The sequence below is a fragment of the Pseudoalteromonas distincta genome (assembly GCF_000814675.1).
GTDB lineage: Bacteria > Pseudomonadota > Gammaproteobacteria > Enterobacterales > Alteromonadaceae > Pseudoalteromonas > Pseudoalteromonas distincta.
The window spans coordinates 235463-261123 of sequence record NZ_JWIG01000025.1; the positions used below are offsets into that span (position 1 = coordinate 235463).

The 25661-nt window shown below is 37.8% G+C and carries 27 protein-coding genes and 1 pseudogene; 10 read left to right on the forward strand and 18 right to left on the reverse strand.

The genetic code is table 11. The features are described from left to right. Window positions 1-800: 800 nt before the first annotated feature. The 8 genes from QT16_RS16665 to QT16_RS16700 all read right to left on the reverse strand — a co-directional run bounded on the left by QT16_RS16665 (window position 801) and on the right by QT16_RS16700 (window position 7281). Window positions 801-1532, reverse strand: a complete 732-nt coding sequence (locus QT16_RS16665) for a MauE/DoxX family redox-associated membrane protein (RefSeq protein ID WP_002963060.1) — start codon at window positions 1530-1532, stop codon at window positions 801-803. Between the two features lie 28 nt (window positions 1533-1560). After that, on the reverse strand, window positions 1561-2073 hold the full coding sequence (locus tag QT16_RS16670) for a DUF305 domain-containing protein (RefSeq protein WP_010388415.1): 513 nt from the start codon (window positions 2071-2073) through the stop codon (window positions 1561-1563). A gap of 133 nt (window positions 2074-2206) precedes the next feature. Next, window positions 2207-2725, reverse strand: a complete 519-nt coding sequence (locus QT16_RS16675) for a DUF411 domain-containing protein (protein WP_002963058.1) — start codon at window positions 2723-2725, stop codon at window positions 2207-2209. A gap of 10 nt (window positions 2726-2735) precedes the next feature. Next, window positions 2736-3224, reverse strand: coding sequence for a YybH family protein (locus QT16_RS16680; protein ID WP_002963057.1), 489 nt, complete (start codon window positions 3222-3224; stop codon window positions 2736-2738). Window positions 3225-3247: 23 nt separating this feature from the next. Continuing rightward, entirely contained in the window at window positions 3248-4156 is a 909-nt protein-coding gene (locus QT16_RS16685; RefSeq protein WP_010388414.1) for a CopD family protein, read from the reverse strand. 11 nt (window positions 4157-4167) lie between these two features. Beyond that, complete coding sequence (locus tag QT16_RS16690) at window positions 4168-4575, reverse strand: copper resistance CopC family protein (protein WP_010388411.1); 408 nt, start codon at window positions 4573-4575, stop codon at window positions 4168-4170. A 22-nt stretch (window positions 4576-4597) separates the two neighbouring features. Then, entirely contained in the window at window positions 4598-5461 is an 864-nt protein-coding gene (locus QT16_RS16695; RefSeq protein ID WP_002963237.1) for a copper resistance protein B, read from the reverse strand. Beyond that, a complete protein-coding gene (locus tag QT16_RS16700) occupies window positions 5458-7281 on the reverse strand; it encodes a copper resistance system multicopper oxidase (RefSeq protein ID WP_010388409.1) in 1824 nt (607 codons plus the stop codon). The genes QT16_RS16695 and QT16_RS16700 overlap by 4 nt, the downstream gene beginning before the upstream one ends. A 166-nt stretch (window positions 7282-7447) precedes the next feature. Between QT16_RS16700 and QT16_RS16705 the strand changes: the two genes are divergently transcribed. Together QT16_RS16705 and QT16_RS16710 are read left to right on the forward strand one after the other, a co-directional pair. Next, on the forward strand, window positions 7448-8134 hold the full coding sequence (locus QT16_RS16705; protein ID WP_010388408.1) for a heavy metal response regulator transcription factor: 687 nt from the start codon (window positions 7448-7450) through the stop codon (window positions 8132-8134). After that, window positions 8124-9521, forward strand: a complete 1398-nt coding sequence (locus QT16_RS16710; protein WP_010388405.1) for a heavy metal sensor histidine kinase — start codon at window positions 8124-8126, stop codon at window positions 9519-9521. Before QT16_RS16705 ends, QT16_RS16710 begins: the two co-directional genes overlap by 11 nt. A 188-nt stretch (window positions 9522-9709) precedes the next feature. Here the strand turns inward: QT16_RS16710 and QT16_RS16715 are convergent, their stop codons facing one another. Beyond that, on the reverse strand, window positions 9710-9895 hold the full coding sequence (locus QT16_RS16715; protein ID WP_039489433.1) for a hypothetical protein: 186 nt from the start codon (window positions 9893-9895) through the stop codon (window positions 9710-9712). A 445-nt stretch (window positions 9896-10340) separates the two neighbouring features. On the opposite strand from QT16_RS16715, the gene QT16_RS16720 reads away from it, so the two are divergent. Together QT16_RS16720 and QT16_RS16725 are read left to right on the forward strand one after the other, a co-directional pair. Further along, the gene (locus QT16_RS16720; protein ID WP_010388416.1) at window positions 10341-11063 is read left to right on the forward strand and encodes a hypothetical protein; all 723 of its coding nucleotides are present in this window, start codon (window positions 10341-10343) and stop codon (window positions 11061-11063) included. Further along, a complete protein-coding gene (locus QT16_RS16725; RefSeq protein ID WP_010388418.1) occupies window positions 11063-11545 on the forward strand; it encodes a hypothetical protein in 483 nt (160 codons plus the stop codon). Before QT16_RS16720 ends, QT16_RS16725 begins: the two co-directional genes overlap by 1 nt. Before the next feature lie 85 nt (window positions 11546-11630). Here QT16_RS16725 and QT16_RS16730 read toward each other — a convergent pair whose 3' ends face one another. The 4 genes from QT16_RS16730 to cadR all read right to left on the reverse strand — a co-directional run bounded on the left by QT16_RS16730 (window position 11631) and on the right by cadR (window position 13615). After that, window positions 11631-12254, reverse strand: coding sequence for a tyrosine-type recombinase/integrase (locus tag QT16_RS16730; RefSeq protein WP_010388419.1), 624 nt, complete (start codon window positions 12252-12254; stop codon window positions 11631-11633). A 206-nt stretch (window positions 12255-12460) separates the two neighbouring features. Then, window positions 12461-12703, reverse strand: a complete 243-nt coding sequence (locus QT16_RS21100) for a MerC family mercury resistance protein (protein ID WP_327077832.1) — start codon at window positions 12701-12703, stop codon at window positions 12461-12463. Window positions 12704-12805: 102 nt separating this feature from the next. After that, window positions 12806-13174: a MerR family transcriptional regulator gene (locus QT16_RS16735; RefSeq protein ID WP_028834999.1), complete on the reverse strand. Its 369-nt coding sequence runs from the start codon at window positions 13172-13174 to the stop codon at window positions 12806-12808. Window positions 13175-13225: 51 nt separating this feature from the next. Continuing rightward, on the reverse strand, window positions 13226-13615 hold the full coding sequence (gene cadR, locus QT16_RS16740; RefSeq protein ID WP_002962247.1) for a Cd(II)/Pb(II)-responsive transcriptional regulator: 390 nt from the start codon (window positions 13613-13615) through the stop codon (window positions 13226-13228). Window positions 13616-13693: 78 nt separating this feature from the next. On the opposite strand from cadR, the pseudogene QT16_RS16745 reads away from it, so the two are divergent. Both QT16_RS16745 and QT16_RS16750 read left to right on the forward strand, forming a co-directional pair. After that, a pseudogene (locus QT16_RS16745) lies at window positions 13694-14424 on the forward strand (transglutaminase-like domain-containing protein). Beyond that, window positions 14411-15298, forward strand: coding sequence for a cation diffusion facilitator family transporter (locus tag QT16_RS16750; RefSeq protein WP_002962252.1), 888 nt, complete (start codon window positions 14411-14413; stop codon window positions 15296-15298). The pseudogene QT16_RS16745 and the gene QT16_RS16750 overlap by 14 nt, the downstream one beginning before the upstream one ends. 84 nt (window positions 15299-15382) lie before the next feature. Here the strand turns inward: QT16_RS16750 and QT16_RS16755 are convergent, their stop codons facing one another. The 5 genes from QT16_RS16755 to QT16_RS16775 all read right to left on the reverse strand — a co-directional run bounded on the left by QT16_RS16755 (window position 15383) and on the right by QT16_RS16775 (window position 22136). Beyond that, entirely contained in the window at window positions 15383-18511 is a 3129-nt protein-coding gene (locus QT16_RS16755; protein WP_002962253.1) for an efflux RND transporter permease subunit, read from the reverse strand. Between the two features lie 10 nt (window positions 18512-18521). Then, window positions 18522-19418: an efflux RND transporter periplasmic adaptor subunit gene (locus QT16_RS16760; RefSeq protein WP_002962254.1), complete on the reverse strand. Its 897-nt coding sequence runs from the start codon at window positions 19416-19418 to the stop codon at window positions 18522-18524. Window positions 19419-19488: 70 nt separating this feature from the next. After that, window positions 19489-20781, reverse strand: a complete 1293-nt coding sequence (locus tag QT16_RS16765; protein ID WP_002962255.1) for a TolC family protein — start codon at window positions 20779-20781, stop codon at window positions 19489-19491. A gap of 73 nt (window positions 20782-20854) precedes the next feature. Further along, a complete protein-coding gene (locus QT16_RS16770; protein WP_232007049.1) occupies window positions 20855-21151 on the reverse strand; it encodes a hypothetical protein in 297 nt (98 codons plus the stop codon). 85 nt (window positions 21152-21236) lie between these two features. After that, window positions 21237-22136 carry a cation efflux transmembrane domain-containing protein gene (locus QT16_RS16775; protein ID WP_002962256.1) on the reverse strand — a complete coding sequence of 300 codons (900 nt, stop codon included), beginning with the start codon at window positions 22134-22136 and terminating at the stop codon, window positions 21237-21239. A 156-nt stretch (window positions 22137-22292) separates the two neighbouring features. On the opposite strand from QT16_RS16775, the gene QT16_RS16780 reads away from it, so the two are divergent. The 4 genes from QT16_RS16780 to QT16_RS16795 form a co-directional block, all read left to right on the forward strand. Continuing rightward, complete coding sequence (locus QT16_RS16780; RefSeq protein ID WP_227006932.1) at window positions 22293-22652, forward strand: hypothetical protein; 360 nt, start codon at window positions 22293-22295, stop codon at window positions 22650-22652. A gap of 81 nt (window positions 22653-22733) precedes the next feature. Next, a complete protein-coding gene (locus QT16_RS16785) occupies window positions 22734-23951 on the forward strand; it encodes a TolC family protein (RefSeq protein WP_010388430.1) in 1218 nt (405 codons plus the stop codon). A gap of 64 nt (window positions 23952-24015) precedes the next feature. Then, the gene (locus tag QT16_RS16790; RefSeq protein WP_010388432.1) at window positions 24016-25272 is read left to right on the forward strand and encodes an efflux RND transporter periplasmic adaptor subunit; all 1257 of its coding nucleotides are present in this window, start codon (window positions 24016-24018) and stop codon (window positions 25270-25272) included. Between the two features lie 11 nt (window positions 25273-25283). Beyond that, window positions 25284-25661: efflux RND transporter permease subunit (locus QT16_RS16795; RefSeq protein ID WP_039489444.1), on the forward strand; the 378-nt coding region annotated here is incomplete at its 3' end.

The following is a 25661-nucleotide window of genomic DNA, read 5'->3' on the forward strand; positions in this document are numbered from 1 at the left end:
GGAAATTATGTAAAGTAAAGCTATAACAGAGCTCCCAATTTTATAGGAAATCTTTGACGTGTTAAAAGCAGCGAACAGCAATGCTACTGAAAAAAACACACTTGAAAATGCTCCGATGTAATAAGCTGAATCTTGGAATTGATAACCTAATTCTTCATTTCGTAACATGACAAAAGGGGATATGAAACCGATTAATTCGGCTAGAATTGGTCCACTAAATAGTCCAAAAATTAAAATTTTAAGAGCACGGATCACTACACCTCCTTCTAAATGTATAACAACTTTATCAGAGGACACTTTCCCTATTTTAGCGCGAAAATGTCCTTATTTTGTTTACCTACATTAATAGCAAACAGTTTAAGTTATTGCCAGCTATAAATATTATGCTTACTGTAGCTTATATAAATATGTAAAAAGGGAAAAGTTTCCATTTATTATTACTAAGTTAATGACGACTCACCCGGACGACCGGTTTTCGCTCTAAGCGGACTAGAAAAATTTCACAAAATTTATTAATTAAATTTATAAATTCTTAAACACTAGGATGATTAAAAATTTATTGCCAAAAGAATTCTGGAATCAAATTTAGATTAGATCTATTTAATAAAATTAGAGGGCTAGTGCTTTTTTAAATCATGCAATTGATAAAAAACTTTAGTCTCGTTGTAACTTCAAGATACCTTAGAGAAGCCAGAGCAAATTGATGGCATTTTAAGTTCAGGCAGAACCAGACTCAACTACTGAATCTGGTTCGTGCTATAAATAAGCTCGTCATCATATTTTTAAATTAAAGCTGTTATTTACCTAACAAACATCCAAATACCGGCAGCTATCATAAATAAGTTTTCTGTTAGAGAGATAAACCCTAGTGGTACGTTACTGTCACCGCCTACACACGCACATTTTAACTCTCGTTTATCTATATAGACTGCTTTTATCACTGAAACAGCACCAACCCCACCTATGAATAATGAAATAGGGGCAATAATATAGGCTGGTAACCCGGCTATCATTCCAATGCCAACAAATGCTTCTAAAAATGGGTAAACATAAGCGTACCTGACTACTTTCATAGCGACTAAGTCATAGGTTATAAATGAATTAGTAAAGCTAAATAAGTCTTGAAGCTTTTGTATTGCTAACACTGCCATTGTTAGGGCTACAAACAGTTCAGCGGTTTGCATTGATAATAAGCTATTATCCGATGCAAAACTAAATGCCACACTAAGCAAAAAACTAACCGAAAAAATCGCAATCACGGGCGTGTAAGTTGTACCTTCTTGGGCTGCTTGTGGCTTATTAAAGTAATCACGTAAATCGTCGTAGCCACCTATACGTTTATTATCAATAAATGCTTGAGGTGTAGTTTCTACACTGTGTTGTTTTTTAAATTCATCTGTTTGCTCTCGAGAAGTTAAAAGCTGATCATCAACTGTATATCCCTCTCGCTCTAGTAGGTCTTTTGATTTTAAACCAAACGGACAAATATGCTCATCTGTTGCCATTCTAAAAAGTTGGGCTGATTTACTCATGCTTTACTCCTTATGTTATGCGGTTTATTTATTTATTTGAATTGAAATCTGGAACAGCTCTTAATTGTGCTTGAGCATTGGTTTGTGCAATGCCGTTTTGCTCTATATCTTTTAGGAGCCATTGCATTTCTTTTATTTCTCGCTCTTGGGCTTCAATTATATTTGTAGCAAGCTTTTGAACGCGTTTATCTTTGATTTTTGCCCTGTCACTGGTGAGTATGGCAATTGAATGATGTGGGATCATCGCCGACATCCATGAGCTATCATCAACAGTCACTTGTGAGCGAACTAAAAATAAACTTCCTGCAAATACGGCAACACTAGCAATGAGTACTGTTATATTTTTCTTTTTATCTTTATACATATTGAGCATGAAAAGTAGCATTATCACTGCCATCGTGGCTCCCATATAAAGCGCCATATAAGTACGAGTTTCACTAAAATAAACATGACTAAGTTGGTAGGTGTTCAAATACATCAATACAAACATGGTTATTGTGGATGTTGCTATCATTAAAAAAAATTTTGAATAGTGTGACATTGTATTGCTCCTTAAAAGTTTTGTATTTTGTTTTTACATGTGAGTAATTTTTACACTATCAAGCTCACAAATCAGTGTTTCCTGTTGTGTAAAATGGGTATTTAATAATTAACTCAAGAATTATGCCGTTAGGCTAAAATTGCTCGCTGGATTTACTTATGTATCTGTAGGTTTCTTCATTTGAGTTGTCAGTGAGTAGTTCAATATTATATTTGTGAAATATACCCTCCATTTCCATTCCGGGAGTGCCAATAGGCATGGCTGGTACACTTAAGCCTGTAATGTGCGGAGCGTGTTGCCCAGATAAAAACTGTTTTATATGTTTAACGGGAACATGACCTTCAAATACAAATCCATCGGCTGACACGGCTGTATGGCATGAGCGCATATTAGGTTTTATTTGATACTGAGATTTAATCGACCCCATGTCATTAACGTTAATTGCTTTTGTTTGAATATTGTTTTCACTCAAATGAGCAATCCACTTATTACAACATCCACAATTTTTACTTTTATAAACGGTAAGCTCAATTTCAGGTTTTTCTGAATTTTCATAGATTATTGATGTTTTATGCTGTTTTTCGATACTCATTGCCGAAAATGACATAGTTAATGATAAAAAAAACGCTGAGGTAATGTAGATTACTCGCATTGTTAACTCCTTAATTAGACCAGTGAATATGAGTGATTTTCCAACCTTTATCGGTGTTTTTTAATGTGATTGATTCCATTCCCGTAGACTTAATATCTTTCCCTTTATACTTTCCTTGAGTTTTACTTCTTGAAATTGAGTAAGCTATGTCTCCATTTGTGTGAACTTGATGCTCTAGCAGTTCACTATCAACTGCACTTAAGAATTTCATATCCGCTATCATATGATGGTTCGCGTATACATCTGCAGAACGCTCAACAATTCCGCCTTCAAAAATGACGACATCGTCGGCCAGTAATTTACGGGCACCTTTGGCATCGCCTTGTTTTAGGGATGCATGAAATAAGCTAACTGCCTTTGCAGCTTCGCTATCAACATTAACAAAGACCCAGCCTTTTTTTGTGTGCTCTTCATGGGTGTGTGCGTTCACAGCAAAAGAACTAACAGCGCTAAAAATTAGTAGCAATAAAATTTTTAAATTAGAGGATTTAATTAACATACATTTTCCTTTTTTATTAATCGTTAAATAGGCGGACCAACAAGTGTTGTAAATACACTTGTTGTAATAAGTACAAATAGGGCAATTAATATTTCAACAGTGATCGAGCGTTTTAATATACTTATATGGTGTTGTTGAGTGATTTGCGGGACTAAAAAAAGCTTATGCCATGCACCTAGTAACAGCATCGCGCTGACGAGTAACAGCTTTAATAAAATTAGTTGCCCATAATTTGATGTAAACAATGCAGAAAATGACTCTAGGTACTGCAGGAGCAGAGTTAAGCCCGAAATAAGTAGTACAAATACAATAACAATAGCGAGTTGACCAAAGTAATGCATTAACCGCTTTACTTCACTGGTAGGTAGTAAAGTGCAGCTTTTGTAAAGCGGCCACAATGACCCTAACCAGCTCGCAATGGCAATAAGGTGAAAGGTTAAAATACTTTTCACTAACCCATTTTCATTTGCACTGTGCCCAGTAAAAGTGAAGCTATAAGCGATAAACCCAAGCATGATTAGTATAACGGCAACGTTTTTATAACCTGCTACGTTATCATCTGATTCCACACTCCACATACATGCGCTAATTAGAGCAATAATAAGCGCTGGTATTCTAAACGTTGCTTGGTCACCTATGACTGATTGCCAAACAATTTCAAGCATAAAGGGGTCAAACATTCCCATAAAGCCTGATTCAGCCATTGCTCCAGCTTCTATTGGTACTTGTAAAAGTGCAGCAATACTACCTGTAACTACACACGTAATTTGCCAACGTTTTAAGAACTGATAAAAGCTAATTAAGTGATGCCCTGCAACATTGCTGTTGCCACACATAAAGCGCATTAATAAAGTGCCCGCAAGCCCTGAAATTGCGATATAGCTTGCTAGTTTTAATAATAGTAAGAGTACTGACCATTCACTTAATTGCATTATGTTGCTACTTAATGATTATGTTTGCTGTGGGTATTAGATTGTACTTGCATCATCTTATGCGATTCACTTTTGTGTACCATAAATCTAAACGTGTCGGTCATTTTATGTCCATCACCACCCAGTGCTGTCCATTTAACCGTGTAAGTGCCTTGGACTAAGCTCGGCAATGACCAACTAAAGTCTGTGCTTGGGGTAGAGCTTGGTTTGAAATCAAAGTTTATTGATTTATTTTTTTCATCTTTGATGATGACTTTTGCTAGCCTTACTTCACCACCAAAAGTTAACGAAAGTTGCTCTGGGCTTTTCATTAACATGGCTTCTTGCGCAGGTGTTGATTGCTTGAGTGATATATGCGCTGATGCGGAAAATGTAAGTACTAAACCTAAAATAGCTACTGCAGAATTAAAAAACTTCATAATTACCTCTTATTTAAAATGATTAAAACCAAAATTTAATACCCGTAACAAATGCGGTGTTGTTGCTACTTTGTCCACTTGATGTGGCATAGTCGGCGGTATTGCCAAATTTATTGCTCCATTCAACGCCAATATAGGGCGCAAACTGGCGTGTAAATTCATAACGAACCCTAAAGCCAATCGCGCTGCTTGATAGGCCACTTCCAAGTTCGTTTTGTTTATCGTTTTTGCCATAAAGTGTAATTTCGGCTCGCGGTTGTATAATTAGCTTTTGCGTGAGTAATAGTTCGTACTCTGCCTCTAACGTAAATGCGGTATTGCCTCGCTCACCTACGTATGCTGTCATATCAAGTTCAAACCAATAAGGGGCTAAACCTTGTAAGCCAAAAGCCAACCATTGCCGATTTTCACCTTCTTTATTGTAATCAAGACGAACACCTGCTTGAGTATCCCAATATGCTGATACGGCGTGACCCCATAAAATATCGGTTTGGTTTTCTTCAATACTTCCTTCGCTGAAATCACCCTCGGTTTTAATTACCAATCGATCAAAGGTAGTGCCGTACCATGCTTGTAAGTCAAATACACCTGCGTTTGCTTGCTCGTTATATTCAAGACGATCGCCTAGTAATGCGTAAAATGGATGCTCATCAGCGAGTGTTAATCGCTCATTGCCCTCAAGCGCATATGGGCCTTCTGTTAAAGTTGTTCCCGCAGAGTAAGCATGGGGGTCTCTTGCATCTTTAGGTGCACTTCCTCCTTGTGGTTGCATCTTAGCGCTATTCATTTGTGCCATTTCACTTTGCGCTAATAAAGGGAAACTAATTAATGAAGCCCCTGTTAACATTAATAAACCTAATGATTTAGATAGTTTTAATTGTTTCATGATACGACTACCTCTCTAAACATACCGGCATCCATATGGAATAATAAATGGCAATGCCAAGCCCAGCGACCTACATCGTGAGGGGTGGTTAAAAAGCTGATTCTTTGTGCGGGTTGAACAGGTATCGTATGACGTCGCACTTGCACATCACCTTGCTCGTTTTCTAAATCACTCCACATACCATGCAAATGCATAGGGTGCGTCATCATGGTATCGTTTTGTAAAATAACTCTTAAACGTTGGTTATGCTTCATATGCACTGGCGTGCTTTTACCAAATTCTAAGCCATCAAATGACCAGCTATAACGCTCCATGTTTCCGGTTAAATGCAGCTCAATTTCAGCTTCTGGCTCTTGCTGGTTAGTGATCCCTTCAAGTGAGTGTAAATCTGCAAGTGTTAAAACACGACGACCATTTTTACGTAAACCAATACCAGGATCATCAAGATTTGTTCTAGGCATATCAACGCGCATATCAACTGAAGCTCCATACTCCGTTTTTGCATGACGCACTTTAGAGCTGGCAACCGCTAATGGGTTTTCAGACATACCATGTTTGCTATGATCCATCGCCATTGCACCGTGGCCCATAGCGCTATGATCCATTTCTTTAGAGTTCATACCTGACATGCCTGCCATACCAGCCATTGCAGAGTGCTCACCGCCGTGGGTCATATTGCCCATCATATCGGTCATCGTTAACCATTCAACAGGGTCAAGTGCAGGTACTGGCGCATCAATATTAGGCGAGCTTGATAAAGTTCCTTTTGCGTAACCAGAGCGATCCATACTTTGAGCAAAAATCGTATAGGCATCATTTTTAGGCTCAACAATTACGTCGTAGGTTTCACCAGGGCCGAATCTAAATTCATCAACTGTCACTGGTTCAACGTTTTGCCCATCTGCTTGTACAACCGTTAGTTTTAACTCGGGGATACGCACGTCAAAAAAGCTATTACTAGAGCCATTAATAAACCTTAACCTAAGCTTTTCACCGACTTTAAATAATCCACGCCAGTTTGCCATTGGAGTACTACCGTTCATTAAAAAAGTCATTGCTGATGCAGATAAATCAGCTAAATCTGTAGGATTCATTCGCATCTGATTCCACATTTTTCGGCGCTGTAGAGCATTTGAAATACTGCTGCTTGAAACGTCATCGAAAAACTCTGGGACAGTGGGTTGATTGAAATTAAATACATCACTCTGTACTTTTAATTTACGGAACAGCGCCATTGGGTCATCATCAGTCCAATCAGATAATTGAATAACATGCTCGTTATCTGCACTAATAATATCGTTTTCTCGCGGTTCAATAATTAATGCACCGTACATGCCTGTCATTTCTTGAAAGCCACTATGTGAGTGATACCAATATGTACCGCTTTGTTGCAGTTTAAATTTATAAACAAAGGTTTCGCCCGGCATAATGCCTTTAAAGCTGATACCTGGTACGCCATCCATTTGATACGGTAAAATAATGCCATGCCAATGAATTGAACTCGGTACTGATAACTTATTTGTTACTCTAATAGTAACGTCATCGCCTTCTTTGAGGCGCAAGGTAGGAGCGGGTATAGATCCATTGATAGTTGTCGCCATACGTACTACGCCAGTAAAGTTAACCGGCGATTCATCTATAACCAGATCAATTACTTCGCCGCTAAGTTCGGGCACAGTGCCTGTTATTGTTCCTGCTACTAAAGATGATGCAGCATGTAATACACTCGGAAAAGCAGCAAGTACACCTCCTGCAATTAAGCCTTGAACAAATCGTCTTCGTGGTGTGCTAACCTGTTGTGATGACTTTTTAAACCCCATTTCCTTACTCCTTCATAGCAGAATATGTATTGAGTATAGAAAATAGACCTGTCTTCAACATGACGCGAACATTACAAAGTTGTAATCTTGGTGTCATGTTGCTGTAGTGACAGATACTGCATAATATTTGCAGAGGTAGTTGTTAGGACTTTAATGAAGGAATTGTATGCGCTTATTAGTTGTTGAAGATGAAGCAAAAACGGGAGATTATTTAAAACAGGGACTAAGTGAAGCTGGTTTTCAGGTTTCTTTGGCGCGCAATGGTCTTGACGGTCATCACCTAGCAATGACCGAATTATTTGATGTAATAATACTTGATGTCATGTTACCTGACGTATCCGGTTGGAAAATTTTACAGTCGCTACGTGAAGCAGATAACAAAACCCCAGTACTATTTTTATCTGCTCGCGATAGCATAGACGATAGAGTAAAGGGGCTCGAACTTGGTGCTGATGACTATTTAATAAAGCCTTTTGCTTTTGCTGAAGTTTTAGCAAGAGTACGCACTCTTATTCGCCGTGGTGCAGTACAAACAGTTGACGATATACTGATCGTTGCTGATTTAGAAATGGATATTCCAAAGCGAAAAATACAACGTGCAGGCAAGCGTATTTTATTGAGTAATAAAGAGTTTAGCTTACTTGAACTATTGTTACGGCGCGAAGGTGAAGTACTGCCACGTTCGTTAATTGCTTCTCAAGTATGGGATATGAATTTTGATAGCGACACCAATGTGATTGATGTTGCCATTCGTAGGCTAAGAGCAAAAGTTGATGATGACTTTACTATTAAATTAATTCATACAGTTCGCGGTATGGGCTATAAATTAGAGGTTGAAACTGATGGCTATTAAGTCACGGCCTTTATCACTTACGATGCGTGTTGTGTTGTTTGTGGCTGTAACCGTTATTGCGTGCTTAACTTTAGTTGCCACCTTAATAAATAGTTCGATAAAACATCATTTTTTCCAGCAAGATAGTAGTGAACTGCATGTTATTAATCAATCTATTGAATTAGTTTTAAGACAACACTATAAATCAAACCTGAAATTTAAAAATGAATTATCTAACGCTGTAGCGGGTCATCACGGTGTTTACTATCAGGTAAATACCGCAAAAGGAGATCTCATTTTTCAAAGCTCTGAACGAGATTTTAGTGATTTTGTAATGAGTGCTAAGGCTTCAACTGGCTTTAACCGTAACAACATTACCTCATGGCAAAATGATACCCACACCTACCGAGCTCTGGTGAGTAATTTAAGTACTGAGCAACAGCAATACAAAATTACTACAGCGATAGACATGAGCTTTCATTTACACTTTCTCAATCAATTTCAACAAAGCCTTTGGGCCATTATGTTTGGCTCAGCGGTACTCATTTCATTGGTGGCTTGGTTTGCTGTACATCAAGGATTAAACCCTTTACGAGGTTTAAGTCAGAAAATACACGATATCCAAACTAATAAAATGGATGTAAGGCTCGATGAAAATAAAGTGCCTATTGAGCTTGTTAATATGGTGCAGTCGTTTAACTCAATGCTCGACAGGCTCCAGGGTGAATTTATTCGCTTATCAAATTTTTCTAGTGATATTGCTCATGAACTACGAACTCCACTAACGAATATAATTACTCAAACACAGGTTGGATTATCTAAAAAAAGGCAGTTGGAAGAGTATCAAGAATTATTATTTTCTAACTTAGAAGAACTCGAGCGATTAACGAAAATGGTTAGTGATATGCTTTGGCTCGCCAAAACTCAAAACGGGCTAATTAAACCAGTTCAAAACACTCTAAAAAGCCATGATGAAATTGAAGTGTTATTTGAGTATTTTGACGCTTTGGCTGAAGACTCATTGATTGCATTTAATAAAAAAGGTCAAAACCTTTGTTTTTATTGTGACAAATTACACTTTCGTCAATTATTATCAAACTTACTATCCAATGCAATTAGGTACGCTCCAAAAGGCTCATCAATCACTGTAAACAGTGAAATGACCACCGCTGAAAAAATATGCATTTCAGTGATTAATACAGGGGAGAGAATACCTTCTGAGCATTTACCTTATTTATTTGACCGCTTTTATCGACCTGATAAGTCGCGGCAACGACACAGTGACGGAGCAGGTTTAGGGCTTGCAATAGTTAAAGCTCTAGCGCAAGCAAACGGTGGAGATATAGAGGTCAGTTCAAATAATCAAACTACCAGCTTTAAAGTTTATTTAAATTTAGTTAAAAGCTAATTATTAAAACCAATAACTCAATGTTTGCTTGTAGCTCTTTGGCGAAGTTCAGCTAAGTGCCAATTGCGGACATTGATAACGCCCGCCTAATACGCCTTGCACTGGCGGGCTTTTTGCGTTGTTTGCTAAAAGTGCGGCAGCTGGCAATGTCGGATTTAGATGCTTGTTAGCAATACATTCTGTTGCGGCTAACCTGTCACCTTGGACAAGAACATGAAAAAGCCACCCAGCAAAATAATTGCAATAATGACTATAGCTGTGAGCGTCTTCGACTGAAACATTGATTCAATTAAACCGACTTCAGTTTGCATTTTAATTAGTTCTTTTGGCTCAATACCTTTTTTAATGCGAGGGTTATTTGTTTCATTATTCATTGGCAACTCCATATGCGAAATATTCGTGTATTACTAACAGCTTATTAAACACCATTTTGGTGGCATATAACACACCAAAACGGCGTTTAATAATGTTATTGGACAAAATTTATTCCTACTCAAAGAAGAGAAATAAATTTAACTTTTTCAGTGTCCGGTTTTCGCTCTTTTGAGGCATTCGCCTCAACACGTTTTGGGGCAGAAACGAGTTACGCTTTAATGCCCGCTCATGGCACTTAGGCGAACTTCGGCAAAGAGCGAGAAGCAGACGGTCATCTTTTTATATCAAATGCATTTAAGATTTCCTGACTTGAATTAACTGTTGTATTGTAAATAGTAATTTTGCTTCTGTATAAGGAGCGATATAAGTATCGTGAGATAAGGTTTACTTAGCTACTTTTTGTTAATGTAAATAAGGTAATAATTAATTTTTAAGGTTGAAGTAATGGAATATAACAATCTATCCAAGCTTGTAAAAAAAGTTCTCAAAACAGATCAAAGTGGTAATACAACAATGCCCTCAAGACGCGAAATGACAAGCAAAATTTTTGCGTTTATTATGCTTATTCCTGGAATTACTAGCATTGTGATGACAGTAACAAGCGAAGGAGGGGAAAGTATTTTCTTCGCTATTTCTGCAAGCTTCTTTTTAAGTATATCAATATTGCTTTTTGGTCGAAAGAGCCGCTTAGAGTTTAACGGGACAGAAAAACAGCTTAATTTAAAAACCGCATTATGGGGTTACTTTCAAAGAAGTAAAATTGTTGTACCGTTTGATACACTATCATTTGAATTAAGTAGTATAGGCGCGCAAGGCCCTTATCAAATTAAGTTTGTTGATCAGTTATATGAATTTAAACAGTATACAGATGCTAAGATGTTCATTTCGTTTTTATATACGAAATATAATACTACTGCAGTTGAAACCATATCGGATTGGCCTAATAAAACACCGATAAGGTTTGCTCAAAGTGAATTATATAACTCACCTCAAGTTACTCATGATACTAAAAAAGCTAATTCAAACTCTCACCTGGAAGATGAAGATTTTAATAGTGAAGATCTTGTTTTCATTGAAATATGGGATCGCAAATCGCTAATAAAACTATCCCTGCCATTTTTTGTTTTTACAGCCATTGCCGGCTTAGTTAAATACGGAGTGCTGTAATGTATTTTAAAGAACTATCTAGTGAGCTAGCTATTTATCGACAACCGAGGTTAACTAGATTATTGCTAGTTTTGTTGTGTGGTTTCTTTTTATTTATCGGGCTAATTAATGTGTTTAATTCTGATGAAGCAAAATCATTACCGATATGGGTATCTGGGTTTATATGCTGGCTAGGGTGGAGTGGTTCGTTTGGTGGCTATGTATGTCGTTTTGATCTCGCAAAACAAACCTTGGAATTAAAGTCGAGTAGTTTATATACTATTTTTAAACGTGTTTATAAATTATCAGATATTAAAGGTTTTAAAGCTATACCTAGAAAAGGCTACACACATGACTATAGATTATATGCAGTGTTAACTGATAATACTCATATTGCTTTCGCAAACTACAAAGGACGAGGGTTTGCAGTTAAGGAGTGTATAAAAATGGCTGAATTTGTCAGTAAGCCTTATCAAATCAATATTGATACAGCTTCATTATGATTTTCTTAGAACAAAGTAGCGTGGATTAACATTTTTTTAGAAACCAATGCCAGACGCTTACTTCAGGTCTGGCATTGGTTCAAACTTAAGCATCGATCTGTTCTGATACTTCTAACGCATCATCAACTTCTATTCCCAAGTACCTGACAGTGCTTTCTAGTTTTCTATGGCCAAGTAGAAGCTGACAGGCTCTTAAATTTTTAGTTTTTTTGTAAATTAGTGATGGTTTAGTACGTCTCATAGAATGAGTGCCATATTGAGTCTTATCTAACCCAATTGAAGTGACCCAAGAATCAACTATACGTCCATATTGACGGGTTGAAAGGTGTTCTGAGGAATGAATTCGTGACTTAAACAAGTAATCATAAGAGTTGAGAGTAAATTGCTCTATGAGCGCCACAATTGATTTCCTTGTATTCCCAGTAATTTCAAATTGGACGGGCATACCAGTCTTTTTTTGAACGACTATTGCCCTTGATTGAATTGTTTTACCATGTGCGATGTCGTTAACTTTTAGTGAAACTAAATCACACCCTCTTAGTTTGCTATCTATGGCTAGGTTAAATAGTGCTAGATCTCTTATTTTATGAAAAAGTTCTAGTCGTATTCGGATAGCCCATATTTGCTGTAATTTCAGAGGTAACTTTTGTCCTACAAGCTTATTTTTATTCCAAGGCTCTTTAGGCTGATATATTGTTAACTGGTGCATTAGTTGTACTCCGGTGTTTATGGAGTTTTAAGCTTAGCCCGCTACAAAAGAATTCGGGTATGAGCGAAAAGCAGACATTGACCGTTAATCGTTTCAACGACGGCAATTAGCCATACGTTGCATGTTTGCTCCCTTACTGGTTTTACGATATCCAAAACCGACATAACGACCATTAAGCAAATACCAAAGTAAAATAGGTATGTGCTTCAATCATATAGCCAAAGAGGATAAAGCGTTAATAGCACTGCTACAGGCCCTAGAATGCTGAAGACAGCTCTGGTATGGTTTTTATTTTTGTGCCAGTTGTATAAGTTTACCAATAGTTCCAAAGATGCAAAAATAGGTAAAAGCGTATTTACAGCTATTCCTTCGAAGTGAGAGAAGAAGCCTAGTCCTAATGCCGATGCAAGTGACCTTAATGCAGGGAAGCAGGCCGTGCCGCTAGCCAAACGCCACTAGAGCCTACTCTGTCTAATATTTTATTTATCATTTGAAAGTCTATTGGTTGATATTACCATCATTCTAAACTCCGTATATAAGTACGGAGTCAATCATTTTAATGAATCAATTATGGGGCAATGTGTTGGATCTTCGTTTTGCATACAGGTATTTGTCATATCCACAATTACTTTCTCTAAACGTTGAAGGTCATTAATTTTGTCTCGAATGATTGCTAACTTTTGTCGGCTTAATAGCTCAACTTGAGTGCAGTTGCTGTCCATAGACATTAGCGATTTTATTTCTCTTAACGTAAAGCCGAGCGCTTTGGCTTTTGTGATAAACCTAAGTTGTCCTGCTATTGTTTCGTCATATTGTCTATAACCAGATATTGGTTTTTCAGGTTGTGTAATCAGCCCTTCTCGTTCATAAAAACGAATGGTTTCTACATTTAAATTTAATGATTGTGCTAATTTGCCAATGGTTTACATTATTGCCTTTGTGAATACTACTAATCTAAAGTTATATTTAGTTTAGCTATCCAATGATTTGATGATGCCGCACGCTTCAATTGTATTGTCTGAACCACAAGCACTTGCCATCTGTTGTAATTCAGCTTTAAGCGCCCTTAATTCTTTCATACGTTTATTCACTAGTGCAAGTTGCTGATCAATTAATGCATTAACGCTAGAGCAGCTTTCTTCTGGCTTATTTTTTAATTCGATAAGACGTTTAATATCATTGAGTGATATATCTAGGCTGCGACAATGCTTTACGAATTCCAATTGTTTAAGTGCTTTACTATCATACAGCCTGAAATTACCTTCTGAACGGTTTGGATTTAACAGTAATCCTTCTCTTTCATAATATCTAATCGTTTGTATTGAACAGCCCGATTTTTTTGACAATTCGCCTATTTTCATCAATTTCCCCCAGACATTTGACTCTATAGTTACTATAGGATCTATAGTATAGGTATGCAACGAAAGGGATATATAAAAATGACTGAGAAATATTTAAACAATACGAATATCGTTAATTTTGAACACAAAGATATCCAATCCCTGATCGATCAACGAGGGTGGAAAAATTTGGATAATTTCAACAAAATTGGTGCCGCTTATCAGTTTGTAAAAGATGAAATAATGTTTGGCTATAACAAGAGTGATGATATTTCAGCAAGCGATGTGCTAGCAGATGGTTATGGACAATGTAATACTAAGGGTAATCTGTTAATGGCACTATTGCGTGGACTAGGTATCCAGTGTCGTTTCCAAGGTTTTACCATTGATCAGCAACTATAAAAAGGTGCTATCCTAAGCTTGTATTTTGGTTAGCACCTAAATACATCATTCATAGTTGGGTAGAAGTTTACTTTGAAGGGCGTTGGATAAACTTAGAGGGCTTTATATTGGATGAGCAATACTTAAGCTCACTACAGCAGAAATTTAGCCAAGCAAAAGATGAGTTTTGTGGTTATGGTGTTGCAACAAAGTGCTTATCTTCACCCGGTACGGATTGGCGTGGAGAGGATACCTATATTCAAAAAGAAGGTATTCATGACGACTTTGGGCTTTATGATTCACCAGATAAGTTCTATCTCGAAAAAGGTACTAATCTATCAGGTGTAAAACGTTGGTTGTATCAACGAGTGATCCGACATTTGATTAATATGAATGTATCAAAAATAAGAAATAAAAAAGTACTGGAGGTACAAAATGCACAACCATAGTCACAGTCATCAGCATGGTAAAGACGACCGGATTGGTTGGGCATTTTTCCTTAATGTGATATTTACCATTATCGAATTTATAGGTGGTTGGCTCACAAACAGTACGGCGATAATGGCGGATGCCGTTCACGATCTTGGTGATAGTCTTTCAATAGGTTTTGCGTGGATTTTAAGTCGTTTTTCAGATAAAGAAGCATCAGACAAATTCAGCTATGGTTATCGCCGACTTACACTTTTTGGTGCATTGGTAAATAGTATTGTTTTGATTATCGGCTCTATTTGGGTTTTATTTGAAGCAATACCTAAGCTGTCCAATCCTGAAATGCCTGTAGTTGAGGGGATGTTAGGGCTAGCCATACTCGGTGTTGCCGTAAATGGTTATGCGGTATTCAAATTAAAAGCGGGTGAAACACTAAATGAAAAAGTGCTGACATGGCACCTACTTGAAGATGTACTCGGTTGGGTTGCCGTTCTTATAGTCTCTATTGTATTGTTGTTCGTTGAACTGCCGATATTAGATCCTCTATTATCAATAGGGTTTACGCTGTTTATCTTATTTAACGTTTTCAAAAATCTTAAATCAACATTGGTGCTTTTTCTTCAAGCTGCACCCGATAAAGAGACCCAAGAGCGTATTAAGCAGTCATTAATTGAATTTCCTGAAGTAAATGGTATACACCATATGCATTTTTGGTCACTGGATGGTGAAAGTCACGTTTTAACAGCGCACCTTGAGCTGAGTGACAACTTTGACGTTAAAGAATTAATTAAGCTTAAACAAGAGGTTGCAGCTAAATTATCTTCCTATCATTTATCGCATACGACGATAGAGTTTGAGTTTTTAAATGAAAATTGTAGGGATGAAGCAGAGTAAGTTTTATCAATAAAATTTTGGAGCATACAATATAAAAAGCAGCTTAATTAGGCATAACTTAGTAATTAAGCTGCTTTTTTGCTTTTAGATTTCGTCGGATTGCTGTTTGTTACTCTCAGCGCCATGCGCCCATTGATATAAAATAGGCAATACAAACAAAGTTAAAATGGTAGAAGATACAATACCGCCGATAACAACTGTTGCTAGTGGTCGTTGTACTTCTGCACCAATTCCAGTGTTTAACGCCATTGGAATAAAACCTAAACTTGCGACCAGTGCCGTCATTAAAATAGGTCTTAAACGAATGATGGCACCTTCAATGATCGCTACGTATAGGTCGCCTTTTTCATGCCAAAGATCTCGAATAAAAGCCAACATAACCAAGCCATTTAATACTGCGACACCTGACAATGCAATGAAGCCGACACCTGCCGAAATTGATAAGGGCATGTCTCTTAAATAAAGTGAAAATACGCCCCCTGTTAATGCTAAAGGCACGCCACTGAAAATGATTAATGCATCTTTTAATGAACCAAATGCTATAATCAAAATACCTAGGATAACAACCAATGTTATCGGTACAACTAGGCTTAATCGCTTACTTGCTGATTCTAGTTGTTCAAACGTTCCACCATAATCAAGCCAGTATCCTGCTGGAATTTCTCCTTCCTGATTAATTTTAGCTTTAACTTCTTTTACAAAACCGCCTAAATCTCTACCACGAACATTGACGGTAACCACAACTCTTCTTTTTCCGTTCTCTCGGCTAATCTGCGCGGGTAAAGACTCTGATTTAAGCTCTGCAACTTCTTCAATTGGCACATAGTTACCATTCTCAAGTGGAAGCGGCAGATGCTTCAAGCTATCGATATCCGTTCTTATTTGCTCTGGTAGGCGAACAACTAACTCAAACCGTCTGTCACCTTCATAAATGATCCCCGCAGATTCACCGCCAATCGCAGTGGCAACCCAGTCTTGCAATTCGGTAACGTTCAATCCATACCTACCAAGCGCTTCTCGTTTAGGAATTACTGATAAAGATGGAACACCTGTGACCTGTTCTATTCGAGCATCAGCGGCACCATCCACGGTTTTCACAATATTTAGAATATCTTTTGCGGTAAGTAATAACCGATCCAAATCATCACCAAATATTTTGATGCCGACATCAGCTCTAACGCCAGAAATCAATTCATTGAAACGCATTTGAATAGGCTGAGTGAATTCATAGTTGTTGCCTGGAATGTTTTTCAGTACTTTTTCCATTTCTTCAACTAATTCACTTTTTGGTTTTGAAGGTTCGGCCCATTCTTTACGTGGTTTTAAAATAACAAAGATATCAGCAATACTCGGTGGCATTGGGTCGGTTGCTACTTCTGGTGTGCCAATGCGCGAGAATACTTTATCAACTTCAGGAAACGCTTTAATACGTTGCTCAAGTACTTCTTGCATTTCTACTGATTGCTCTAGGCCAGTCGATGGAATTCTTAATGCCTGTAGTGCAATATCACCTTCATTTAATTGAGGAACAAATTCTGTCCCAAGCGTAGTTGCTAACCAAAGGCTATACCCCATTAACAGCGTTGAGAATGAAACAATAATCCAACGAAATTTCATCGCCATTTTTAACAATGGTTCATAAATAGACTTGGTTGAACGAATAACTACACTTTCTTTTTCGCTGATTTTACCTTTCATAAACACAGCTACAGCAGCAGGAACCAGTGTAACTGAAAGGATCATTGCGGAAATTAACGCCATAACGACAGTTGCCGCCATAGGGTGGAACATTTTCCCTTCAACGCCAGTTAGCGTGAAAATGGGGATGTAAACAACAGTGATAATTGCCACACCAAACAAGCTTGGACGTATCACTTCTGAAGTGGCTTCAAAAACGGTATTTAGGCGTTCTCTTAAGTCTTGCCTATGACCGTTGTGTTGGGCCTGTGCTAACCTACGGACAGAGTTTTCAACGATGATTACAGCCCCGTCCACTATCAAGCCAAAGTCCAATGCGCCGAGACTCATTAAATTGGCAGATACTCCTGCTTGCACCATACCTGTGATTGTCATTAACATGGAAATAGGGATAACAGCAGCGGTAATGAGAGCTGCACGTAAATTTCCAAGTAGAATAAATAACACAACAATAACTAAAAGCGCACCTTCAACGAGGTTTTTGGTAACGGTTGCAATCGCTTTATCTACTAACGTTGTTCTGTCGTAAACAGGCTCTGCGGTAATGCCCTTTGGCAGAGATTTTTGTATTTCGCTGAGCTTATGTTCCACTTCTAAAGCAACGGTGCGAGAATTCTCACCAATCAGCATCATGGTTGTACCAAGCACTGTCTCAATGCCATTACGAGTAGCAGCCCCTGTTCTAAGTTCTTTGCCTATAGCAACATTGGCAACATCACTTATTTTTACAGGAATACCATCGTTCTTTTTGATGATGACATTGAGGATTTCATCCATTGTCGCAAGTTGCCCGATGGAGCGCACTAACACTTGTTGTCCGTTTTGCTCAATATAACCCGCGCCACGGTTATCATTATTTTTACGTAATGCATCAGAAACGTCTTCAAAGCTTACCTGATGAAAAAGTAATTTTTCGGGTTTCGGCGTTATATGATACTGCTTGTTATAGCCGCCGATGCTGTTGACCTCAATGACGCCTTTAACTTGAGCCAATTGCGGTTTAATGATCCAGTCTTGTATTTCTCTTAAGGCAATAGCGGTATAAGGCTCTCCATTAGGCATTTTAGCGTCAGGAGAAGCTTGTACGGTATACATAAATATTTCACCAAGCCCTGTGGAAATAGGACCCATCTCTGGCTCTAAGCCAGAGGGAATAACGCCTTTTATCGCAGCTAATCTTGCATTGATTAAGTTGCGTGCGAAATAAATATCGGTTCCCTCTTCAAAGATAACGGTCACCTGGGATAAACCATATCTTGAAAGAGAGCGGGTGTGAGACAGCTTTGGTAGTCCAGCTAATGCGTTTTCTACTGGAAAAGTTACCCTTTGCTCCGCTTCTAAAGGTGAATAACCGGGGGCAGAGGTATTTATTTGTACCTGTACGTTTGTTATATCTGGAACAGCATCAATGGGAAGTTTTTGATAACTCCACATACCAACGCCGATGATTACCATCAGCAAGCTTAATACTAAATAGCGCCTATTTATTGCAAGACGCAAAATTGATTCAATCATATTGCGTCTCCTAATCGTCGTCTTCTACTTCAGATTTCAAGATATCTGCTTTAATCAGATAACTGTTTTTGTTTACATATTCAGCGTCTTTACTGAGGCCATCAATGACCTCGATATAGTTTTTGTCTGAACGACCAAGGACAAGTGGTGCAAACTCGTACTCTTCATTTTCTTTTACAAAGACACCTAATTGTCCACCTAGCTCTTGTATGGCAACTTTCTCGACCGCTAAATCCACCTCAAATTGGTTTATCTTTACGTTGCCTTTTAATAATTGACCTGACGTTAGCTTTAACTCAGTGTTGTTTAATCGTACCCGTGCTAAAACATAAGGCTGATCTTTAGCTGGAATAATATTAGTGATGACTGAACTGAATGCGTGTTCACCTTGCTCAATATCAACATGCTGACCGACTTTGATTTGATTATATTGGCTGGTAAACACCTTAAATTCAGCCCACAAGGTGTCAAATTTGACGATTTCAAACAAGCTAGTGTTTTGCGTGATACCGCCAATATTTCCATTTCGCTGTAAAACAGTCCCAGAAACAGGCGATGTTATTTTATAAGTATTTAAGCTCTCATTAGATTCAATAACGGCTAATAGATCGCCTTTTTTTACCGTATCACCAACAGTGAAGTTTATTGTCTTTATAACGCCGTTATATCTAGCGCTAACTTGAAATAATTGTTCAGCGCCTATCGTCGTAGAGCCGTATACAGGGATAGTTTGGTTCAACGTTTTTGAAGCTAAATAGGCTGTTTCAACACCAACCTTTTTTGCCATGTTATTGTCGATTTTGCTTATGCCTTCTTCGCCTTCATGTTCATCTTCACTAGCGAAAACACTTTGAATGGGTGATAGATACCCAATAAAAATCAATAGTGCGAGTAAATAGTTTTTCATTTTGAATTCCTAAACGATTCAGTTAATCACTGAATCAATAAATTGTTATTAAACTTAAAGTGATGTTTATTTAGAGTGACAGCGCTTCGTTTGTTAGTTTTTCTATCTCTGCGCCATAAATTAGGGCAGCAGATGCCGCGTCAATAAGGGTTCGCCGAGCATTTAACAGCTCTTGTCTAGCCGATACATAATCAAGATATCCATATCGACCTTTTTGATAGGCGTCTTGAGTATCTTCCAGTGCATCTTCAAGCATTGGGATAACCGACTGCTTTAATGAATTAGCTGTTAATATGGCTTGTTTTCTATTGGAGTATGCTCGTAGTAAGTGATTTCTAAATCTTAACTTAGTCGCCTCTTTCTCTATGGCAACTTGGTCACGCTCTGCTAGCGCACTAGCGATTGCGCCAGAATTTCGCTTTTCAGCAAACAAAGGTAAGCTAAAGCCAGCGACCAGTGCCGTATCATTGGCTTCTTGAGAGCGCCTAACACCAACAGACCATTTGATATTGGCCGTTGACTCTGTTTTAGCCAACTGTAACTCGGCCTCTTTTAGTCGCTGCTCACTTGCATAAACTTGAATAGCAGGGTTTTTCTCTAATTTCGCAAAGAGACTACTAAAATCACTATCATTGCCAAACTGAAACAGATCTCCAGTTACTCTAGAGAATGACACTGATGTTTCTCCCCAGTAAGCTGATAAAGAAAGCTTTAGATATTCCAAGCGCTTTTGTTCAGATTGAAGGGTGAGGTTAGCCTGAGCAATAACTGCTTTTGAGCGTTTCACTTCAGCCTCAGGAGTAGCACCTGCGCGGTTACGCTGAGATACAATCTCTAAGGTTTCTTGTGCTAAGCTCAAAGCATTTTCTGCCAATATAACTCTTTGTTGGGCTGCAAGTACTTCCACGTACTTCTCAGTGACTTGAGCCATTAAATTAAGCGCAGAGACTTCTTTTTCAGCAGTGAGTAGTGTTCTTGATTTTGAAACAATTCCAATCCGCGCTGAGCGTTTATCTCCCATTTCGATAACCGAAGATAGAGCGACTGTTAATTCAGCACTGTCGAATGTATTAAATTCACCTGAGCCTGCAAAGTTCTCAGCTTCAAGCTCTAGTTCATAAGCAGGATTTAAACTTGCGATTTGTTCTCGTCCAATTAATGCCGTTTGCTTGAAATCAAATATTTTAAGTTCTGGATTTTGTTTAAGCGTCCACTGAATTGCCTCTTGAAGGTTTAACTGCTTCTCAAAGGCATAAACATTAAATGTAAAAAGTGACAAAGCGAGAAACGCGATATATTTAAGCCGAGGTGTTACACACCTTAAAATTGCTATCTTGCGATGCACACAGGTATTAAGTGCCATGTATACTTTCCTATAAATTTATATGTGATATTTAGGTCATTAACATTTGACCTTTCTTAATTTTCTATAAAATTTAGGCGTATTTAGGTGGGCGGAATGGCACCGAGATATAGCCTTTTAGCTCAGGGGAAACTAAGGCGTAGGTAGGGAAATATTCTATTGCTTGTAAAATATTACAAGAAGAATCTGTATTTAAAAATAACTGACAGCAGCAACAAAAATTACAATTATCAATTAAAGTTTGGCTATTACCCTCCTCAAATAAATTAGAGCTTTCAGGAGCTTTTAGCGGGGTAATAGACTCAGTTAGTGATATATTAAAAGAACTTTCAATTAAGTTTCCTTCAATCTCTTCTTGCGAAAAAAACACAGACTGCACCGCGATTAAAATCATTATCACGTATGATATATATGGTTTAAAATATGACGGGTGCATTCTTTTAACTACTTTCTACTTAAGACTTTAGCTGTAAGATGCGGCGAGCACCGTTTAAAACGACAACAGCAATAATCAAACCAATCACTAAATCTGGATAACGGCTGCTAGTTACTGTAACTAATAAGCCAGCTAAGATTACACCTACGTTTGCGATTACGTCATTTGCGGAAAAAATCCAACTCGCTTTCATATGAGCGCCGTCTTCTTTGTTGCCAAATATTAAAAACAGACAAGCAATGTTAGCGATTAGTGCTATTCCACCAAATATCATCATTAAAGAAGAGATAGGTTCACTACCGTAAATAAAGCGTCTTACGACTTCACTCAAAGCACCTAGCGCTAGAATAATTTGAAGTACACCAGATATATGTGCCGCTCTAAGTTTCATGCTTATGCTTTTACCGACAGCATATATAGCTAAACCATAAACAGCAGCATCAGCAAACATATCTAATGAGTCGGCAATAAGGCCAGCAGATTGCGCAATAATCCCAGCAATTACTTCTATAAAAAACATGACTCCATTAATGGCTAACAACCATTTTAGCGTTGATGCTTCTTTCATCTCATTTTTTTGGGCTAGATCTTTTGCTTTTGCAGCTTCGGTGCTGCAACTTTCTTTAGTTGATGCCAACTCTGCACCGAGATTGAGTTGTTGTAATTTTTTTGTTATCTCATCTAAATTTTCATCATGAAAAACCTTGACTAAACGGCTAGGAATATCAAATTGCAACCCAACTGAAGGCTCAATTGAGTCAAGTGCTAACCTAATCAATCTCTCTTCTGAAGGACAGTCCATTTGAGGTACTTTAAATGTACTGACAAACGCGCCACTATAGTTATCTAATTGTGTATCAATTTTTACATCTTCATTGGTAGAAGATGATTGACACTGACCACTACATTTTTCTGACATATTTAACACTCCGTAATAATATTAAAATAAGTATAAAATCTATAGTGGCTATAGAGTCAAATAAAAAATTATTTAATGTAAAAGCGTGGAAACTGAATTGAAAAGCTAGTTTAAGAAAATAGTTTCTGCTAGTATTTTAAATACTATATTTAACTGGTGATAACTTTGAACCTTAATGTTGTACTAAAAATGCTCTTGGTTATTTCGATTGTTTTACAATCGTTAACTGCTGTAGCATCCTCAACATCTGAGAATCACCAAATAGATATAGAGCACCTTCAAACTCAACATGATCATGCAGATGATCGAAATGTCTCAAATGATAATGTAGGTGATGAGCAGCATAATGAAAAAGATTGTCATCACTGCGGTCATTGCAGTGGCAGCCACTTATCTTGGATTTTAGTCAGTAATTCAAATACCACGGGCAAACTAAACATTATCAATAAAACGCCTTATCAAATTGATCAAACAAATACTTACCTTGAAGCGATACTTCGCCCACCCATTTCTTAATTAGATTGATTTTTAATGACCTATTTGTCCATGAGAAGGATAAAGGGTTCGTGTTTATAAATTAAAAAATTAAGAAGTTTTATGTATATATTTTTAAAAAATACAGGTTTAACCCTGTCTTTATGCATGGCTGTGAGTTTTTCAGTTGCCACTTATGGCAAACAGAAAAGTATTTCATGGCTAGATAGTCAAATAAATAAAGATCCCGAAGTTGTTGCGGCTAAAGAGTTACTTAATGCAAGTAATCATAGAGCCAAAAGCTTAACTCAAGCCGTATATAACCCAGAGCTTGAAGCAAGCTATGAAAAAGAAGGTGATTTTGATAATTACTCTATTGGTATCAGTCAAACGATAGATTTTTGGGATAAGCAATCAACAAATAAAACCATTGGTGAAATTGATGTTTATGCAAACCAGCAACAATTGTTATCTCTACTCGATTCTAAAAAGGCTAATGCCTTAACTGCATTAGTTAATTGGCAAGCAGCAAAAAAAGCTGCTCAGTTACTTTCAGAAAGAGAAGAGCAATTGCAAACGCTCGTTGGAATTGTTGAAGACAAACGAAAAGCTGGACTTCTAGAGCCACTTGACGCTGAGCTAGTCTATTTAAACTTGTCGCAAATTTTTAGTGAAATATCTGAGTCTCAAATTGCTTTGAAAAATGCAGAGGTAAAGGTTCAGGAGTTATTGCCTGATTGGACGCCTAATACTACCAATTTGTTTTCATTTACTTTTGGAGCAACAAGCTACTCATTTAACTCCCAGTGGGTTGAGGAACATCCAAAAGTTAAACTTGCTAGAGCGAAATGGAAGGGACAACAATCTAAAGCTCAACTAACCACTATGGAATCTAAAGCTAATCCAACCATTGGCGTTAGCGCAGGGAAAAGTGGAGATGAAGACTTGGTTGGTGTGACTTTTTCAATGCCTTTAAACATCAGAAATAACTATACAGATAATGTTAAAGCCGCTTATTCAGAAGCCATTGCAGCCGAGGCGAATTTTCAGTCGGTATATCGAAAGCAGTCTTTTGAAGCAAAAGCTAATTATGAATCGCTTAATGTCAGTAGAAAATATTATGAGCAATGGCAAAAACTGACAAAAGGCAGATTAGATAGCAGCGAAAACTTATTAAATAAGCGCTGGCAAGCTGGTGATATTAATACTTCTGACTACTTACTTGCATTAAATCAACGTGCGGAAGGGCTTCATGCAGGAATACGTTTGGAAAATCAATTCAAGCTTGCAGAAATATCCTTCATTTTAAGTATGGGTCAGTTATCCAAATTTGAGATTTGAGCGCTTTGTTTTTTCAGTAGCGAAAAACGAAATCTTAAATTTATTAAAAATATAGGTTACAAAAATGAATACAGTAATTAGTAAAAAATTTTTAGCCGTAGTAATTAGCAGCCTGTTAGTTGGGTTTACTACAAATCATGATGCTTTTGCACAGTCGTCAGATGGAACTGGTTCTGTCACAAACGTTTCGAAACAAGAAGAAAAAGAACATCAAGATGAGCATGAACACGAAAAGGGACATGAAGAAGATAAAGGTGACCATGACGAGCACGGCCATGAAGGTGGTAATAAAGAGGGAGAAGAAGAACATGAAGAAGGTATCACTATTGATCCAAAGAAGATGTCGCTTGCTAAAATTAAAGTGGAAAGTGTTAAGCCTGAATATCAATTTAGCTCCGTATATGCACCTGGCGAAATAAAAGCTAATGGCTATAAAAGTTATGTGGTATCACCACGTACAGAGTCAGTCATTATCAGTCGCCATGCAGCGCTTGGCGAGTATGTAGAAATAGGTCAGAAGTTAGTTACATTATTTAGTGAAGCAATGGCACAAGCACAAGCTGACTATTTAATCGCTTCAACCGAATGGCAACGTGTAAAAAAGCTGGGTAATAAGACGGTGAGTGAAAGTCGATTATTACAAGCTGAAACAACATACAATGCGAGCTATGGCAAGCTCATTGCTTTAGGGTTAACTGAAAAAGCAATAAATGGTATTTCTAACAAAGACATTAAAGCATTTGGGCAATATGCATTAACGGCGCACCGTGAAGGTGTCGTGCTTCAAGACGACTTTATCCAAGGGCAACGTGTTGATGCTGGGGATTCAGTCATGTTGTTAGCTGATGAAAAACAACTATGGGTTGAAGCAAAAGTTTCTCCAAATAAAAAGCTAAATTTATCAATTGATTCTCCTGCGGTACTTAAATTAGAAGGCCAGAGTTACAATGCCAAAGTTATCCAAGAAGCCCATACAATTGATCCCGTAACTCGTACAAGAATTATTAGATTGGGGGTACAGAATGCTGATGATAACCTTCATTCAGGTATGTTTGTAAAAGTTTACTTTCAGTTTGCCACAAAGCAGAAAGTGATGGCTGTGCCAGAAGAAGCATTGATCCGCAGCGCAGATGGTGATTGGACCGTATTTGTCGAAGACCACCCTGGAGAATTTAAAGCTGTAGAAGTAGAACTAGGCCGAGCCTTAGGTGATTTTAGGGAAATCATTGGCCTTGATAGTGGGACGCGAATTGTAACCAAAGGCGCATTTTTTGTTGCTTCTGAAATCGCTAAAGGCGGATTTGATCCGCATAACCACTAAGGAGCAAGACTATGTTTAATAAAATAATAGATTGGTCTGTTAATAATAGACTCCTGATTTTGATTGCGCTGTTTGCCACAATTGTCGGCGCAATTATGGTTATACCAAAACTAAATTTAGATGCCTTTCCTGATGTTACTAATGTTCAAGTTGCTGTAAATACTGAAGCGCCAGGACTAGCTGCTGAAGAAGTTGAACAACTCATTACGTACCCCATTGAAGCGGTCATGTATGCCTTACCTGATGTAGAACAAGTGCGCTCAATTTCTAAAACAGGCTTGTCTGGCGTCACGGTTGTTTTCAAAGAAGGCACCGACATTTACTTTGCAAGACAACTTGTATTTGAGCGTCTTCAAGCCGCAAAAGAACTGATACCAGAAGGTGTCGGC

Excerpts from the sequence above, each read along its gene's own strand:
- QT16_RS16670 (WP_010388415.1), bottom strand. The coding sequence starts at position 2,073 with ATGTCACACTATTCAAAATTTTTTTTAATGATAGCAACATCCACAATA.
- QT16_RS16755 (WP_002962253.1), bottom strand. The coding sequence starts at position 18,511 with ATGATTGAATCAATTTTGCGTCTTGCAATAAATAGGCGCTATTTAGTA.
- QT16_RS16675 (WP_002963058.1), bottom strand. The coding sequence starts at position 2,725 with ATGCGAGTAATCTACATTACCTCAGCGTTTTTTTTATCATTAACTATG.
- QT16_RS16710 (WP_010388405.1), top strand. The coding sequence starts at position 8,124 with ATGGCTATTAAGTCACGGCCTTTATCACTTACGATGCGTGTTGTGTTG.
- cadR (WP_002962247.1), bottom strand. The coding sequence starts at position 13,615 with ATGAAAATAGGCGAATTGTCAAAAAAATCGGGCTGTTCAATACAAACG.
- QT16_RS16725 (WP_010388418.1), top strand. The coding sequence starts at position 11,063 with ATGTATTTTAAAGAACTATCTAGTGAGCTAGCTATTTATCGACAACCG.
- QT16_RS16750 (WP_002962252.1), top strand. The coding sequence starts at position 14,411 with ATGCACAACCATAGTCACAGTCATCAGCATGGTAAAGACGACCGGATT.
- QT16_RS16690 (WP_010388411.1), bottom strand. The coding sequence starts at position 4,575 with ATGAAGTTTTTTAATTCTGCAGTAGCTATTTTAGGTTTAGTACTTACA.
- QT16_RS16665 (WP_002963060.1), bottom strand. The coding sequence starts at position 1,532 with ATGAGTAAATCAGCCCAACTTTTTAGAATGGCAACAGATGAGCATATT.
- QT16_RS16790 (WP_010388432.1), top strand. The coding sequence starts at position 24,016 with ATGAATACAGTAATTAGTAAAAAATTTTTAGCCGTAGTAATTAGCAGC.
- QT16_RS16720 (WP_010388416.1), top strand. The coding sequence starts at position 10,341 with ATGGAATATAACAATCTATCCAAGCTTGTAAAAAAAGTTCTCAAAACA.
- QT16_RS16785 (WP_010388430.1), top strand. The coding sequence starts at position 22,734 with ATGTATATATTTTTAAAAAATACAGGTTTAACCCTGTCTTTATGCATG.
- QT16_RS16705 (WP_010388408.1), top strand. The coding sequence starts at position 7,448 with ATGCGCTTATTAGTTGTTGAAGATGAAGCAAAAACGGGAGATTATTTA.
- QT16_RS16730 (WP_010388419.1), bottom strand. The coding sequence starts at position 12,254 with ATGCACCAGTTAACAATATATCAGCCTAAAGAGCCTTGGAATAAAAAT.
- QT16_RS16775 (WP_002962256.1), bottom strand. The coding sequence starts at position 22,136 with ATGTCAGAAAAATGTAGTGGTCAGTGTCAATCATCTTCTACCAATGAA.
- QT16_RS16700 (WP_010388409.1), bottom strand. The coding sequence starts at position 7,281 with ATGGGGTTTAAAAAGTCATCACAACAGGTTAGCACACCACGAAGACGA.
- QT16_RS16765 (WP_002962255.1), bottom strand. The coding sequence starts at position 20,781 with ATGGCACTTAATACCTGTGTGCATCGCAAGATAGCAATTTTAAGGTGT.
- QT16_RS16685 (WP_010388414.1), bottom strand. The coding sequence starts at position 4,156 with ATGCAATTAAGTGAATGGTCAGTACTCTTACTATTATTAAAACTAGCA.
- QT16_RS16715 (WP_039489433.1), bottom strand. The coding sequence starts at position 9,895 with ATGAATAATGAAACAAATAACCCTCGCATTAAAAAAGGTATTGAGCCA.
- QT16_RS16760 (WP_002962254.1), bottom strand. The coding sequence starts at position 19,418 with ATGAAAAACTATTTACTCGCACTATTGATTTTTATTGGGTATCTATCA.
- QT16_RS16695 (WP_002963237.1), bottom strand. The coding sequence starts at position 5,461 with ATGAAACAATTAAAACTATCTAAATCATTAGGTTTATTAATGTTAACA.
- QT16_RS16680 (WP_002963057.1), bottom strand. The coding sequence starts at position 3,224 with ATGTTAATTAAATCCTCTAATTTAAAAATTTTATTGCTACTAATTTTT.